14 protein-coding genes are annotated in these 13,744 nt (G+C 68.2%); 9 read left to right on the top strand and 5 right to left on the bottom strand.

Features of this window, described 5'->3' with window-relative positions; genetic code table 11:
• The first annotated feature begins 12 nt into the window (after positions 1–12).
• Both D7Y04_RS04830 and D7Y04_RS04825 read left to right on the top strand, forming a co-directional pair.
• A complete protein-coding gene (locus D7Y04_RS04830; protein WP_120581569.1) occupies positions 13–588 on the top strand; it encodes an HAD family hydrolase in 576 nt (191 codons plus the stop codon).
• Positions 589–632: 44 nt separating this feature from the next.
• Positions 633–1,262 (top strand): response regulator, encoded by a 630-nt coding sequence (locus D7Y04_RS04825; protein WP_120600224.1) that lies wholly within the window; start codon positions 633–635, stop codon positions 1,260–1,262.
• Between the two features lie 123 nt (positions 1,263–1,385).
• On the opposite strand, the gene D7Y04_RS04820 is transcribed toward D7Y04_RS04825, so the two are convergent.
• A complete protein-coding gene (locus D7Y04_RS04820; RefSeq protein WP_233601272.1) occupies positions 1,386–1,835 on the bottom strand; it encodes an Hsp20/alpha crystallin family protein in 450 nt (149 codons plus the stop codon).
• A gap of 225 nt (positions 1,836–2,060) precedes the next feature.
• A complete protein-coding gene (locus D7Y04_RS04815; RefSeq protein ID WP_120581566.1) occupies positions 2,061–2,255 on the bottom strand; it encodes a CPXCG motif-containing cysteine-rich protein in 195 nt (64 codons plus the stop codon).
• Positions 2,256–2,357: 102 nt separating this feature from the next.
• On the opposite strand from D7Y04_RS04815, the gene D7Y04_RS04810 reads away from it, so the two are divergent.
• Positions 2,358–3,218 carry a general secretion pathway protein GspE gene (locus tag D7Y04_RS04810; RefSeq protein ID WP_121758468.1) on the top strand — a complete coding sequence of 287 codons (861 nt, stop codon included), beginning with the start codon at positions 2,358–2,360 and terminating at the stop codon, positions 3,216–3,218.
• Positions 3,219–3,230: 12 nt separating this feature from the next.
• On the opposite strand, the gene serB is transcribed toward D7Y04_RS04810, so the two are convergent.
• The 3 genes from serB to D7Y04_RS04795 form a co-directional block, all read right to left on the bottom strand.
• Positions 3,231–4,427, bottom strand: coding sequence for a phosphoserine phosphatase SerB (serB, locus tag D7Y04_RS04805; protein ID WP_121758467.1), 1,197 nt, complete (start codon positions 4,425–4,427; stop codon positions 3,231–3,233).
• 74 nt (positions 4,428–4,501) lie between these two features.
• Positions 4,502–6,160 carry a serine/threonine-protein kinase gene (locus tag D7Y04_RS04800; protein ID WP_121758466.1) on the bottom strand — a complete coding sequence of 553 codons (1,659 nt, stop codon included), beginning with the start codon at positions 6,158–6,160 and terminating at the stop codon, positions 4,502–4,504.
• Positions 6,161–6,242: 82 nt separating this feature from the next.
• Positions 6,243–6,995 (bottom strand): TIGR02266 family protein, encoded by a 753-nt coding sequence (locus D7Y04_RS04795; protein ID WP_121758465.1) that lies wholly within the window; start codon positions 6,993–6,995, stop codon positions 6,243–6,245.
• A 104-nt stretch (positions 6,996–7,099) separates the two neighbouring features.
• Between D7Y04_RS04795 and nuoE the strand changes: the two genes are divergently transcribed.
• Genes nuoE through D7Y04_RS04765 form a run of 6 tightly spaced genes read left to right on the top strand, consistent with a single transcriptional unit; the run spans position 7,100 to position 13,742 of the window.
• Positions 7,100–7,588 (top strand): NAD(P)H-dependent oxidoreductase subunit E, encoded by a 489-nt coding sequence (gene nuoE, locus D7Y04_RS04790; RefSeq protein ID WP_120579121.1) that lies wholly within the window; start codon positions 7,100–7,102, stop codon positions 7,586–7,588.
• Between the two features lie 40 nt (positions 7,589–7,628).
• Positions 7,629–8,969, top strand: coding sequence for an NADH-quinone oxidoreductase subunit NuoF (gene nuoF, locus D7Y04_RS04785; RefSeq protein WP_120594061.1), 1,341 nt, complete (start codon positions 7,629–7,631; stop codon positions 8,967–8,969).
• A complete protein-coding gene (locus D7Y04_RS04780; protein WP_120594062.1) occupies positions 8,966–9,472 on the top strand; it encodes an NADH-quinone oxidoreductase subunit J in 507 nt (168 codons plus the stop codon). The genes nuoF and D7Y04_RS04780 overlap by 4 nt, the downstream gene beginning before the upstream one ends.
• A gap of 25 nt (positions 9,473–9,497) precedes the next feature.
• On the top strand, positions 9,498–9,800 hold the full coding sequence (gene nuoK / locus D7Y04_RS04775; RefSeq protein WP_120527355.1) for an NADH-quinone oxidoreductase subunit NuoK: 303 nt from the start codon (positions 9,498–9,500) through the stop codon (positions 9,798–9,800).
• 25 nt (positions 9,801–9,825) lie between these two features.
• Positions 9,826–12,054, top strand: coding sequence for an NADH-quinone oxidoreductase subunit L (nuoL, locus tag D7Y04_RS04770; RefSeq protein ID WP_120594063.1), 2,229 nt, complete (start codon positions 9,826–9,828; stop codon positions 12,052–12,054).
• Entirely contained in the window at positions 12,051–13,742 is a 1,692-nt protein-coding gene (locus D7Y04_RS04765) for a NuoM family protein (protein WP_120594064.1), read from the top strand. Before nuoL ends, D7Y04_RS04765 begins: the two co-directional genes overlap by 4 nt.
• The last annotated feature ends 2 nt before the right edge of the window (positions 13,743–13,744 follow it).

Here is a 13,744-nt window from a genome sequence, read left to right as displayed (position 1 = left end):
GGTGAGGAGGCCATGCAGACGGAAGCGCCTTCCAAGCCGGGCAAGGAAGAGCTGACGTCCCGTGCGTCGCGCGTGCGACTGCTCGTGTTCGACGTGGATGGCGTCCTCACCGACGGCGCGCTGTATTACGGCGACAACGGCGAAGTGATGAAGCGCTTCAACGTGAAGGATGGCCATGCGCTCGTCATGGCCCGGCTGGTGGGCCTGCCCGCCGCCATCCTCACCGCGCGCACGTCCCGCATCGTCGAGGCGCGAGGCCGAGAATTGGGCCTCGCCGCCATCTTCCAGGGCCGCAAGGAGAAGGGTCCCGCCTTCCTTGAATTGCTCGCCCAACTCCAGATACCCGCGAATCAGTGCGCGTATATGGGAGACGACCTGAACGACCTGGACCCCATGTCACTCTCAGGGTTGTCCGCCTGTCCGGCGGATGCTGTTCCAGAGGTGCGCCAGGAAGCAGACTTCGTTACGACGAACGTGGGCGGTCACGGAGCCGCCCGTGAGCTTGTGGAGCTGTGCCTCCGTGCCAGTGGCCGTTGGGATGACGCCGTGGGTCTGATGAGAAGCACAGATAAACGCAGCACGTCGTAGGGTGGGTTGATCAAACCCCGCATTCAAGGTAGGTGTTTATTTCCATGGCTAGTGGAACGATGCAGTCCGAGGGGAGTACGGCGATGACGGACCAGCTCTACACGACGCACGACATCAGTCGGTTGCTTCAGGTGGACCCGTCGACGGTGAGCAAGTGGATTGACCGCGGCATCCTGATGGCCTTCCGGACTCCGGGTGGCCACCGCCGGGTGCGTTCGACGGACCTGCGCACCTTCCTGGTCACCCACCAGATGCCCGTGCCCGAGGAGCTGGGTAGCAGCACGGTGCGCCTGCTGGTCGTGGACGACGAGCGCCCGGTGCTGGACGCCATCAAGCGCGCGTTCAAGCCGCACGCGAACCAGGTGGAGCTGCAGACCACCACGAGCGGCGTGGAGGCGCTGCTGCTGGTGTCGGAGCAGAAGCCGCACGGGATGATCATCGACCTCAACATGCCGGACATCGACGGCATCGAGGTCTGCAAGCGCATCCGCGCGCGCAAGCAGATGGAAGGCGTGCGTCTCATCACCATGACGAGCTTGCACACGCCCGACGTCGTGGAGGCATCCAAGCAGGCCGGCGCGGTGGCGTGTCTGGCCAAGCCGCTGGACGTGACTCAGGTGATGGAGCTGTTCCGGGTGCCGCTGGCGCTCAACACCAGCGCTGCTCGCAAGTGATGGGACGGGGGCTTCCGCCGGCCACCGCGGAAGCCCTCAGGTCGTACGGATGCTTGCGGGAGTCGCCGCGCCTCGCCGCAGCGAGGGCAGCGGCCTCCCTGATGGGGTGTTGATGCACGCGCATCAACCCTGGACCTTCACCTCGACGACGCGGGGCTTGGTCTCCTCGCGACGCGGCAGGGTGAGGGTGAGCACGCCATTGTCGTAGCGGGCCTCCACGCGGGTCGCGTCCACCGTCTCCGGCAGGCGGAACTGGCGCGCGTACACGCCCGAGGCGCGCTCCTGGCGCCGCAGGGTGCTGCCCTCCGGCACGGCTTCGGCCTTGCGCTCGGAGCGCACGGTCAGCACGCCGTCTTCCACCTTCACCTGGATGGCCTTGGCGTCATGGCCCGGCAGGTCCACGCGCAGCGTGATGCCGGACTCGGCCTCCAGGATGTCCGCCGCGGGCGTGACGGTGCGCTCGGCGTCCTCGCGGACACCCGGCGAGGCCAGCTCGCGGAAGATGAAGTCGAAGTCGCGCAGCAGCGGGTGGGTGACAGCGGCGTTGTTGAAGGGATAGCGAGCGTTCAGCATGGTCGTCTCCTGTTCGTGACGTCCCTGGGGACGCACGTCGTGCGGGTTCACGGTCGTTGTTGAAGTGGGTGGCCGGGACCCTGTTTCCAGGAGCGCCCGGCAGCGCCTCACAAGACTCAAGAGAACCATGCTTCGGGACGTGTCAAGGAACGGCCCCGCACGTCCTGGAGCCCCCGCGAAAGGCCTCGTGCCCGCCCGCCTGCCCTCCTGGCGGGGGGGCCAAGCTCAGTCGTCGTCGCGGCCCAACGTGACGGCGGCGCCGTCCTCACCGCGGGTGACGTGCACCTGCCAGGGGCGGCAGCAGACGGGGCAGTCCTCCACGTAGGACTCGGAGGAGGCGCCCAGCGAGTCCACGTCCACTTCGACCTCTTCGCCGCAGTACGGGCACATCTGGGTGGCGGCGTCCGCGAACGGTTGCATGGTCCAGCCTCCTTGCTTTCAAGCCATGTTCCCCTGCCTTCAAGGCAGGTTCATCGACGTGGACTGAGCGTCCGCGCCATCCGACGCTAGAATCCCCACCCCATGGCTCCCCCTTCCCGGAATCGCATCGCGGACATCCTCGTCAAGGCGCGCGTCATCGACGAGTTGCAGCTACGCAGCGCGCTCGCATCACTGGACCAGTGGGGCGGACGCGTGTCGCGCGTCATCGCGGACCTGGGGCTGGCGTCCGAGGAGACCATCACCCAGGCCATCTGCCAGGGGCTGGGAATGCCGCGCGTGCAGCTGGGCAACCTGACCAAGGACGCGGCGGCGCTCGCCCGCGTGGAGGTGGGGCTCGCCGAGCAGAAGGGCGTCTTCCCCGTGCAGCTCAAGGACAACGGGAAGACGCTGGTGCTGGCGATGTCCGACCCCACGGACCTGGCCACGTTGGACCAGGTCGCGGCGCGCAGCCGCGCCCGCGTGGTCCCCATGGTGGCGGGCGACCGTGAAATCGAGCACGCCATCCTGCGCCACTACCGCGGCCAGGAGCCGGTGGAGAAGAAGCGCTTCAAGCCCGACTCGAACAAGCAGCAGGACGCGGGTGAGCTCCCGGAGGAGGAGGAGTTCAAGGTCGTGGACATGAGCGGCAAGACGGTCGTGAAGCGCATCAGCGACATCGTCGACCCGAACGCCGCGCCGCCGCCCCCCGCCGCCCCGGCCCCCGCCGCGCGCGCGGCCCCCGCGCCCGCCGCGAACGCGGGCTCCAGCGCCTCGGACATCCTGGATGAAATCCTCGCGGGCGGCGCGCCCACCTCCGAGTGGACGGAGGAGGACCTGGCCCGCCTGCAGACGGTGCAGCAGAACCAGGAGAAGAGCTCGAAGATCCTCCGCGCCCTGCTGGAGCTCGTCTTCGAGAAGGGCGCCGTGCAGCAGCGCGAGCTGGCCGCGCGCATGCGCCTCTGACCCTGGCTTGTTTCAGCCCACCTCGCGCAGCTCGCGCGCGGTGAGCCCCAGCAGCGTGAGGATGGTGTCCAGCCCGCCGGCGGAGATGGACGTGTCGGCGGCCTCGCGCAGCTTCGGCTTGGCGCGGAAGGCGATGCCCAGCCCCGCCTTCTCCAGCATCAGCAGGTCATTGGCCCCGTCACCCACGGCGATGACCTGCTCCAGCAGGATGCCCTCCTGCTTCGCCAGCGTCTCCAGCAGCTCCGCCTTGCGGCGCGCGTTGACGATGGTGCCCAGGGTGCGGCCGGTGAGCTTCCCGTCCTGGACCTCCAGCATGTTGGAGTACGCGAAGTCGATGCCCAGCCGCTTCTGCAGCGCTTCCGCCGCCACGGAGAAGCCGCCGCTGATGACCGCGGTGCGGTAGCCCAGGCGACGGAGCACGCGGATGAGCGTCTCCGCGCCTTCCGTGAGCGGCAGGTTCGCTGCCAGCTCGTGCAGCACGCGAGCGTCCAGCCCGGCGAGTAGCGCCACGCGCTGACGCAGGGACTCGTCGTAGTCCATCTCCCCGTGCATCGCGCGCTCGGTGATGGCGGCCACCTTCGCGTGGACGCCGTAGGCACGCGCCAGCTCGTCGATGACTTCAATGCGGATGAGCGTGGAGTCCATGTCCATCACCACCATCCGCTTGCCGCGCCGGTAGAGGCTCTCGCGCTGGAGGGCGACATCGAAGGTGGGGCTCGCCATGGACAGCGCCAGCAGCGCGCGCTTGAGCGCTGACGTGTCGGCATCCGGCGGCAGCGTGACGTGCAGCTCCACCGCCGCGAGCGGCGTCTCGCTCAGCCGGGTGATGCGCTCCACGCGCGCGTTGCCCGCCACCAGCTGCTGCGTCAGCGCATGCACGTCGTGCAGGCCCAGCGCCTTGCCCACCGCGGTGACGACGTAGCGCAGCGGCTCGGGCCCCGGCGATGGAGACGTGACGGCCGGAGGCACCGCGCGGACGTCCACCGTGACGCCCAGCTCCCGGGCAAGCTCAGGGAGCGCCTGGAGGGACTCTCCACCCGGCAGACGCACCCACAGGGCCAGGGTGAGCAGGCCCTGCACCACCACCTGCTCCACGTCGAGCAGCTCCGCGCCCGCTTGAGCGAGCAGGCCGGTGAGGCGGGCGGTGGTGTCGGGGCCGTCCCTTCCGGTGACGGTGAGGAGGACGCTGTCAGAGGGGCGCGTGTGCATGACGCACCGCACTCTGACAGGTCCATGCGGGGACGGGCGAGCCTCGCGAGGAGGCCCGCCTGCCCGGCCGACAGCTACTCCTGCGGATCCGACGACAGGACGAGCGAGCCGCGCTCCAGGTACTCGCGCTCCGGGAAGGCCTTGTAGAAGTCCGCCAGCATCGCGTCCACGTCCGGGTAGCGCTGCTCGCGCCGGTCCTGCGTGGCCTTGTCGAAGAGCTGATCCAACCCGCTGGGCGCCTCCGGGTTCACCTCTGACGGCAGCGGCGAGCGGCGGCCCGGAATCTGACCGGTGAACATCTCGTAGAGCAGGATGCCCAGGGCGTACACGTCCGCGGCGGGACCCGCCTCCTGGACGCCCTTGTTCATCAGCTCCGGCGCCATGTAGACCATGCCGCCCGTGCCCACGAACACCTGGGGCATGCCCTTCGTCGCGTCCACCTCCACCACGCGGCTCATGCCGAAGTCGGAGAGCTTCGCGTTGCCGTACGTGTCGAAGAGGACGTTCTCCGGCTTGATGTTGTGGTGGGTGAGCCCCGCGGCGTGCGCGGCCTTCAGGCCGTACGCCAGCTGCAGGAAGGTGCGCAGCGCGTGCTGCACGTCAATGCCCTTGCCGCCGGCCGCCTCCAGCTTCTCCTTCAGGCTGCCGCGCATCAGCTCCACCACGAAGTAGGGCCGCGCCGAGTCCACGTTCTGGTCGAGGATCTGCACCACGCCCGGGTGGCGAACCTGCGCCTGCGCGCACAGCTCCTTCTTCAGGCGCTTGAGCACCTCACCGCGCTGCAGGAAGGAGAAGTAACCGAAGATGTCCTTCAGCTCCTTGATGCAGATGTCCAGCCCCAGGGCGTTGTAGCGGCCCTTGAAGACCGTCCCCAGCGGCCCCGTGCCAATGGGGTCGAACTTCTGGTAGCGCAGGTCCAGGTCGCTGGTGCCCTTCGCGGCGGCGGCGGCAGCGGCGGCATGGGGGACCGGGGCTGCGGGAGCGGGGGTCGAGGCGGGAGGGGGCATCGGAGCGGGCGCGGCGGCGAGCGGAGGGGTGATGATGAGCGGTTGGGACGCGCTGGGAACCGGCGCGGTCACCACGACGGGCTGGGACGCGGACGCCGGCGGCAACCCGATGAAGGTCTCCCGGCGTCCTTCCGCCGGGCCGTCCTGCCGCAACGCCGGCTGGGGCTGCGGCGTCGCGATGGGCGGCGGCTGCGCGGGCTGCATCTGGGTGGCGGCCTGCCCCAGGTCCAGCGCCGGCATGGCCACGCGGTGCGTGCGCGACGGCGGCACCGGCGGCGGCCCCACCTGGGACTGGGAGGAGACCCCGGCCGAGGAGGCATCCACCTCCGCCTCGTCCAGGAGCAGCTCCGGCGGCGGCGGCGGGACGTTCATCGGTTCGTCCTCGTCCAGCGGACGGCCGATGTGCGTGGCGTCCTCCGCCGGCAGGAGCTGATCCGCGAAGAAGTCGTCGACCTCCGACGCGAACCGGTCCTGCAGGTCCCCCTCCACCACCCGCTCACCCGTTTCGGTGAGCTTCAGCTGGGCCTCGCGGTCCATGGCGATGTAGTGGAACTTGCGCAGGAAGAAGAAGTAGTTGTCGAACTCCAGCGAAACGGACGGTTCGAGAGCGGCCTTCACGTCGGCCAGCTTGTTCGAGCGTCCCAGGCGGCCGTTCTCCCGCAGATTCTGCAGGATGAGCAGCGCCTCTCCACTGACGGTGTCACGATGGATGGCGGGCTTCGTCATGGGTGCGCGGACTCTACGCGGCACCCGCCCGGCGCTTCAACGTCTGGTGCGACGAAGAAGCGCCTGGGGAATCGCCCGGGCCCTACCGGATGCGCAGGAGCTGCTTCACCGTCTCCAGCACTTCCACGAACCGCACGGGCTTGCGCAGGTAGATATCCACCCCCAGCTGCATCGCCCGGTCCTGGGCCTCCTTGCCACCCGCGGAGATCGCGATGACCGGGATGCCCTTGAGCTCCTCTTCCTCCCGGATGCGCTCCACCAGGGCGAAGCCGTCCATCACGGGCATGTAGAGGTCCAGCATCACCAGGCTGAAGCGGTCCTCGCGCAGCCGCAGCAGGGCGTGGTGGCCGTCCGGGGCGAAGTGGACCTCCAGCGGCACCTTCCCGTGCAGGTCGTTGCTCGCGAGCTTCTTCAGCACGTAGCTGTACATCTCGATGATGTGCGGGTTGTCCTCGACGATGAGCACACGGAACCCGTCCTGCTCAGAGGGGGTCGCCGCGTTGTCGTTGGGTCCCGCCGCACTCAAGATGTCACCCAGTCGCCGCCGGTCCTGCTCGCTCTCCACACGGATGCCCACGCCGCCCGGCTGATCGGGCGCGGCAAGGCGCACCCACGCCACCGTCCCGGCGACTTCTACCGGATCCAGCAGTCCCGGGAAAGAAAGAGCAAGCCGCAGCTCGTCCCCCACCGCGAAGAGCTGCTCGGTCTGGACGAAGAACCCTCCGGTGGAGAGGTTTTCCGTCACGTCCCGGACCGGGCGCCCATGGGCGTAGTCCACCCGGAGGATGGTGGGGATGCGAGGGTGCTGCCGCTGGTCCGCAGGGTCCAGGCTCATAACAAGGGGTTGAAATCGCTCGGTAATTTGCTGAGGGCGGCCCAGTCTACCGCCGAGGGTTTATGTTGACAACGAAGCCATTGCGGCAATACGTACGGCCCGCCATGGCGGAGCCCCTGTTCACTCCTGAAGAGCAGAAGAAGTTCGACGCGGGGATCGCGGAAATCCTCTCGCACTACCCCTCTGATCGCAAAAGCGCCGGCATGCTTCCCGCGCTGCGCCTGCTGCAGGACCTCAAGGGGTGGTTGCCTCCTGATGGTCTGCGGCTGGTGGCGAAGAATCTGGAGGTCACGCCGGAGCGCGCCTACGAGGTCGCCAGCTTCTACGTGATGTACCACCTCAAGAAGCCGGGCAAGTACGTCATCGACGTCTGCACGAACCTCTCCTGCTCCCTGTGGGGCGCGGAGAAGATGCTCGCGTACCTGGAGCAGAAGCTGGGCCTGACCGCCGGGGAGACGAACGACAAGTTCACCCTGCGCGAGACGGAGTGCCTGGCGTCCTGCGGGACGGCGCCCTGCCTGCAGATCAACGAGGATCACCACGAGCGCCTGACCCAGGCGAAGCTGGACGCCATCCTGGCCCGGCTGTCGTGAGTCGCCCCTCCTCCCCCTCGCTTTCCTAGGACGTTCATCCATGGCCTCTACGGCAAAGGCGGTTGAATCCGTCATCTCGGCGGCCTGGGGCAAGCCCCAGTCCTGGACCCTGGACAGCTACCGCTCGCGCGGTGGCTATGACGGGCTCAAGCGCGCGCTCTCCATGGAGCCCGCCGCCATCATCGACGAGGTGAAGAAGTCCAACCTCCGCGGCCGCGGCGGCGCGGGCTTCCCCACGGGCATGAAGTGGAGCTTCGTCCCCAAGGACAGCCCCAAGCCCAAGTACCTGGCCGTCAACGGCGACGAGTCCGAGCCGGGCACCTTCAAGGACCGCTACATCCTTGAGAACGACCCGCACATGATGCTGGAGGGCATCGCCATCGCGGCGTACGCGCTGGGCGTGCACACCTGCTACGTGTACCTGCGCGGCGAGTTCAAGTTCCAGGCGGAGCGCACCCAGGCGGCCATCGACGAGGCCTACAAGGCCGGCATCTTCGGCAAGACGATGATGGGCAAGGACTTCGCGCTCGACTGCTACGTCGTCCGGGGCGCGGGCGCGTACATCTGCGGCGAGGAGACGGCGCTCCTGGAGTCCCTGGAGGGCAAGAAGGGCTGGCCCCGCCTGAAGCCCCCCTTCCCCGCGGTGGTGGGCCTCTTCGGCTGCCCCACGGTGGTGAACAACGTGGAGACGCTCGCCAGCGTGCCCCCCATCCTCGCCAAGGGCGCGGAGTGGTACGCGAAGCTGGGCACTGACAAGTCTGGCGGCACGCACCTGGTGTGCCTGTCCGGCTCCGTGAACCGCCCCGGCGTCTACGAGGTGGGGATGCACACCACCATCCTGGAGCTGATCCACGACGACCAGTACGGCCAGGGCATGCCCAAGGGCCGCAAGGTCAAGGCGGTCATCCCGGGCGGCTCCTCGGCGCCGGTGCTGGGCGCGGACGAGCTGGACGTGGCGCTGGAGTTCGAGGCGCTGAAGATGAAGCAGACGATGGCCGGCTCCGGCGGCGTCATCGTGATGGACGACGCCACCTGCATGGTGCGCAGCCTCTGGCGCGTGGCCCGCTTCTACGCGGAAGAGTCCTGCGGCCAGTGCACCCCGTGCCGCGAGGGCACGCCGTGGCAGACGCGTCTGCTGCGCAAGATCGAGGAAGGCCGCGCGGAGCTGAGCGACATCGACATGCTGTCGAACGTCGCCTCCTCCATCGCGCCCTACCCCCCCATCGGCCTGGGCAACACCATCTGCGCGCTGGGTGACGCGGCGGCGCTGCCCACGCACTCCTTCCTCATGCGGTTCCGGGACGAGTTCGAGGCTCACGTACGGGAGCACCGCTGCCCGTTCGGTGACCACCCCTGGGGTTCCTTCGGAGACTGGTCTTGAACATCGAATTGGTCCTCTTCGGCGTCTTCGCCGTCATGACGCTGCTGTCGGCGGGGCTGGTCATCACGGCGCGGAGCCCCATCAACTCCGCCATGGCCCTGGTGTCGACGTTCTTCTTCCTGGCCGGCATCTACGTGCTGCTCTGGGCGCACACGGTGGCCGCAGTGCAGGTGCTCGTGTACGCGGGCGCCATCATGGTGCTCTTCCTGTTCGTCATCATGCTGCTCAACCTGGGTGACGCCCCGCACCGCGGAAAGCCCACGGTGACGCGGCTGTTGGGCGGCGCCTCCGCGGTGGGCCTGCTGGCCGTGCTGGCCGTGACGCTGGGCCGGGTGAACGCGCAGCCCGCGCAGCTGGACGCGAAGAGCCAGGCGGCGTTCGGCACCATGGCGGCCATCGGCGAGACCATCTTCACCACCTGGCTGTTGCCCTTCGAAGCGGTCAGCCTGCTCCTGCTGGTGGCCATGGTGGGCGCGGTCGTGGTGGCCAAGTCCCGCATCTGATCCTCGCGACCTTCCGGACAACCCAATGGTCCCCATCACCTACTACCTCCTGCTGGCCGCGGCCCTCTTCTGCATGGGCATGTTCGGCGTGCTGGTGCGCACCAACGCGCTGGTCGTCTTCATGTGCGTGGAGCTGATGCTCAACGCGGTCAACCTGACGTTCCTGGCCTTCGCGCGCATGCACGGCGAAGGCACCGGGCACGTGTCCGCCTTCTTCGTCATCGCCGTGGCGGCCGCGGAAGCGGCCATCGGTCTGGCCATCGTCATCGCGGTCTTCCGCAGTCGCGGGTCCGTGAACGTCGACGACATCCGGACGATGAAGCACTAACGCCCCGTCACCCCTGAGCGCACCCATGGACGGATCCCTCGTCGAGTTCTTCAGAACCGCACCCATCCCCCCGGAGGTGTTTTCGCCCTCGCTGGGGTTGATCATCCTGCTGCCGCTGCTGGGCGCGTTCGTGTGCGGCGTGTTCGGCAAGTGGCTGGGCCGGGCCAACGTGCACCTGGTGGCGTGCTCCGCCATCGCCGGCGCCTTCGTGCTGAGCCTGCTGGCCTTCTGGGCCACCAGCGACGCGGCCGGCGGGCGCGTGGTGAGCATGGTCAACCCGTTCGGCATCGAGCGGGACACCATCCGCTACGCCATCGCGCACGACTACGGGACGTGGTTCGCCGCCGGTGACTTCCGGGTGAACTTCGGCCTGCTGGTGGACCACCTGTCGGGCATCCTGCTGCTCATCATCACGGGCGTCGGCTTCCTCATCCACCTGTACTCCACCAGCTACATGGAGCACGACGATGGGTACTGGCGCTTCTTCGCGTACCTGAACCTCTTCGTCGCCGCGATGCTCACGCTGGTGATGGCCGACAACCTGGTCCTGCTCTTCGTAGGCTGGGAGGGCGTCGGCATGGCCAGCTACCTGCTCATCGGCTTCTGGTACACGGACAGCGCGAAGGCGTGGGCGGGCCGCAAGGCGTTCGTCACCAACCGCATCGGTGACTTCGCGTTCCTCATCGCCACGTTCCTGCTCATCCTCACGGTGGGCGCCTTCAACCGCCAGGCGGACGCGCGGGACTACAACGCGGCGTCCACGTCGCGCGCTCGCTACGAGCAGGGCATCTCCCAGAAGGGCCCCGTCACCTTCAAGGGCCTGGAGAAGCTGGCCCTGGCCCTGCCGGAAGGCACGGGCGGCGCGGTGTCCCTGGCCACGCCCATCGAGTCCGGGCCGCTGGCGGGCTACACCTTCGGTGGCGTGATGACGTCCATCATGCTGCTGTTCCTGCTGGGCGCCGCGGGCAAGAGCGCGCAGCTGCCGCTCTACGTCTGGCTGCCGGACGCGATGGCCGGCCCGACGCCGGTCTCCGCGCTCATCCACGCCGCCACGATGGTGACCGCGGGCGTGTACCTGTTCTGCCGCATGAGCTCGCTGCTGGTGCTCTCTCCCACCGCCATGGCGACCATCGCCATCGTGGGTGCGCTCACGTCGCTGCTGGCGGCGCTCATCGCCTTCGCGCAGGACGACATCAAGAAGGTGCTCGCCTACTCCACGGTGTCCCAGCTGGGCATCATGTTCATGGGCGTGGGCATGGGCGTCTTCTGGGCCGCCGCGATGCACCTGATGACGCACGCCTTCTTCAAGGCCTGCCTCTTCCTGGGCGCCGGCAGCGTGATGCACGGCAACGGGGACGAGACGGACATCAAGAAGCTGGGCGGCCTGTGGAAGGAGATGAAGTGGACGCACGCCACGTTCCTCATCTCCACGCTGGCCATCACCGGCATCTTCCCCATCATGTCCGGCTTCTTCTCCAAGGACGCCATCTTCCACGGCGTGCACCACAACCACCTGCACGGCCTGGAGTGGGTCTCCACCTTCGTCTACGTGATGGGCCTGCTCATCACCGCGTCCACGGCGTTCTACATGTCGCGCGTCTACCTGCTCACCTTCACGGGCAAGCGGTCCCCGGAAGCGAAGCTGGCGCACGCGCACGAGAGCGCGTGGCACATGACGCTGCCGCTGGTCATCCTGGCGTTCCTCGCCTTCGTGACCTTCGCCTACGCCCTGCCCCTGATGCCCCGCGTGGGCGGCGGGATGCAGCCGGTGTTCGAGAACTTCCTGTCCCCCGTGCTGCGTCCGGCGGAGACGGTGGCCCGCGTGGCCAAGACGGTGCAGCTGGACACCAGCACGCCGACCCTCGGGGACTACGCCTTCGCGTGGATGTGGGCGCTCGCGGGCGGCGCGGCCGCGGCGTTCGCCTACCTGAAGTTCTTCCCCTCGCGAGTGGGCCAGCCCGTGCCGGCGTTCGCCCGCGCGGTGCGCCGCACGGCGCTCAACAAGTTCTACGTGGATGAGCTCTACGAGTTCATCCTCATCCGGCCGGTGAAGTTCGTGGCCTTCATCCTCTTCCGCGTGGTGGACGCGCTCGTCATCGACACGGTGCTGGTGCGCGGCACCGCGTACGTCACGGAGAAGGTGGGCCTTGGGCTGCGCCGGCTCCAGACGGGTGACGCGCAGGCCTACGCCGCCATCATGGCGCTCGCCATCCTGGGCGGCGCGGTCTACGCCCTCGTGCAGGTGCTTTCATGAGCTTCTTCGACACCCACCTGTTGAACGTCGTCATCTACCTGCCGCTCGTGTTCGCGGCGCTGGTGCTGATGCTGCCCGCGTCCGAGCACGGACAGGTCCGCGCCATCACCTTCGTGGGCATGCTGCTGGACCTGGTGTTCGGCGTCTGGGCGTACCTCCGCTTCGAGCCCTCCGGCGCGGAGTTCCAGATGGAGTTCCGCGTCCCGTGGTTCCAGCAGTTCGGGATGAGCTACCACCTGGGCCTGGACGGACTCGCGGCGAGCCTGCTGCTGCTGACGGTGTTCCTGGGGCCGCTGGTGGTGCTCGCCTCCACCACGTACATCAGCCACCGCATCAAGGAGTTCCATCTGGCGCTGCTGGTGCTCCAGACGACGATGCTGGGCGCGCTGGCGTCGATGGACGTCCTGCTCTTCTACATCTTCTTCGAGGCCATGCTCATCCCCATGTACCTGCTGGTGGGCGTGTGGGGCGCCGAGGACCGGCGCATGGCGGCGGTGAAGTTCTTCCTCTACACGCTGGTCGGCTCGCTGCTGATGCTGGTGGCCATCGTGGCGGTGTACTTCGTGAGCGGCGGCCCGGGTGTGCGCTCGTTCGACTACGGCACGCTCTACAACAACCTGCTCGCCGCCAATCAGCAACTCGCCGCGTGCACCAACGGCCCGGAGGGCGCGTGCGCGTCGCTCACGGGCATGGCCGCCACGCTGCACACGTATGGGCCGTGGATGTTCGCCGCGTTCGCGCTGGCGTTCGCCATCAAGGTCCCCATGTGGCCGGTGCACACCTGGTTGCCGGACGCGCACGTGCAGGCGCCGGTGGCGGGCTCCATGATTCTGGCCGGCGTGATGCTGAAGATGGGCACCTACGGCTTCTGGCGCTTCGCGATTCCGCTCTTCCCCGTGGCGGCCCACGCGGCCCGTCCGTTCCTCGCGGTGCTGGCCGTCATCGGCATCGTGTACGGCGCGCTGATGTGCCTGGCGCAGCGGGACATCAAGAAGCTCATCGCGTACTCGTCCGTCAGCCACCTGGGCTACTGCATGCTGGGCCTGCTCGCCGTCACCGGTGAGGGCGCCACGGGCAGCGCGTACCAGATGCTCAACCACGGCATCTCCACGGGCGCGCTGTTCCTCCTGTTCGGCTTCCTCTACGAGCGCCGCCACACGCGCCTGATGTCGGACTACGGCGGCATCGCCAAGGTGATGCCGGTGTTCACCGCGGCGTTCGTCATCATCACCTTCTCGTCGGTGGCGGTGCCGGGCACCAACGGCTTCATCGGCGAGTTCCTGGTGCTGATGGGCACGTTCAAGAGCACCCTGCCCCTGGGCTTCGGCGCGTTCGCCACGCTGGGCGTCATCCTGGGCGCGGCGTACATGCTGTGGATGGTGCAGAAGGTGTTCTTCGGCAGCATCACGCACCGGGAGAACCAGCACCTGCGCGACATGAACCTGCGCGAGATGCTCACCACGGCCCCCTTCATCGTGCTGGTGGCGGTGATGGGCCTGATGCCGCAGCCCTTCCTGGACCGCATCGCTCCGTCCACGGACCGCTACGTGGCTCGCGCCAGCGTGGGCGCTCCGGGCGCCACCCAGGCGAAGGACGACCAACTGCGCGTGGAGGTGATGTCCCTGCCCTCCACCGCCGCCGCGGCCCGCCCCTCCGTTCCCGCCGCGCCGCTCGCCGTTCGCGAGTAGGC

Source organism: Corallococcus sp. AB038B, assembly GCF_003668955.1.
Classification (GTDB): domain Bacteria; phylum Myxococcota; class Myxococcia; order Myxococcales; family Myxococcaceae; genus Corallococcus; species Corallococcus exiguus.
The sequence above is the reverse complement of the archived record's forward strand: the minus strand, read 5'-3'. Positions and strand labels throughout refer to the sequence as shown.

Bases quoted from the DNA above. Each gene is read 5' to 3' on its own strand.
- D7Y04_RS04830 (WP_120581569.1), top strand. From the start codon at position 13: ATGCAGACGGAAGCGCCTTCCAAGCCGGGCAAGGAAGAGCTGACGTCC.
- D7Y04_RS04825 (WP_120600224.1), top strand. From the start codon at position 633: ATGGCTAGTGGAACGATGCAGTCCGAGGGGAGTACGGCGATGACGGAC.
- D7Y04_RS04820 (WP_233601272.1), bottom strand. From the start codon at position 1,835: ATGCTGAACGCTCGCTATCCCTTCAACAACGCCGCTGTCACCCACCCG.
- D7Y04_RS04815 (WP_120581566.1), bottom strand. From the start codon at position 2,255: ATGCAACCGTTCGCGGACGCCGCCACCCAGATGTGCCCGTACTGCGGC.
- D7Y04_RS04810 (WP_121758468.1), top strand. From the start codon at position 2,358: ATGGCTCCCCCTTCCCGGAATCGCATCGCGGACATCCTCGTCAAGGCG.
- serB (WP_121758467.1), bottom strand. From the start codon at position 4,427: ATGCACACGCGCCCCTCTGACAGCGTCCTCCTCACCGTCACCGGAAGG.
- D7Y04_RS04800 (WP_121758466.1), bottom strand. From the start codon at position 6,160: ATGACGAAGCCCGCCATCCATCGTGACACCGTCAGTGGAGAGGCGCTG.
- D7Y04_RS04795 (WP_121758465.1), bottom strand. From the start codon at position 6,995: ATGAGCCTGGACCCTGCGGACCAGCGGCAGCACCCTCGCATCCCCACC.
- nuoE (WP_120579121.1), top strand. From the start codon at position 7,100: ATGGCGGAGCCCCTGTTCACTCCTGAAGAGCAGAAGAAGTTCGACGCG.
- nuoF (WP_120594061.1), top strand. From the start codon at position 7,629: ATGGCCTCTACGGCAAAGGCGGTTGAATCCGTCATCTCGGCGGCCTGG.
- nuoK (WP_120527355.1), top strand. From the start codon at position 9,498: ATGGTCCCCATCACCTACTACCTCCTGCTGGCCGCGGCCCTCTTCTGC.
- nuoL (WP_120594063.1), top strand. From the start codon at position 9,826: ATGGACGGATCCCTCGTCGAGTTCTTCAGAACCGCACCCATCCCCCCG.
- D7Y04_RS04765 (WP_120594064.1), top strand. From the start codon at position 12,051: ATGAGCTTCTTCGACACCCACCTGTTGAACGTCGTCATCTACCTGCCG.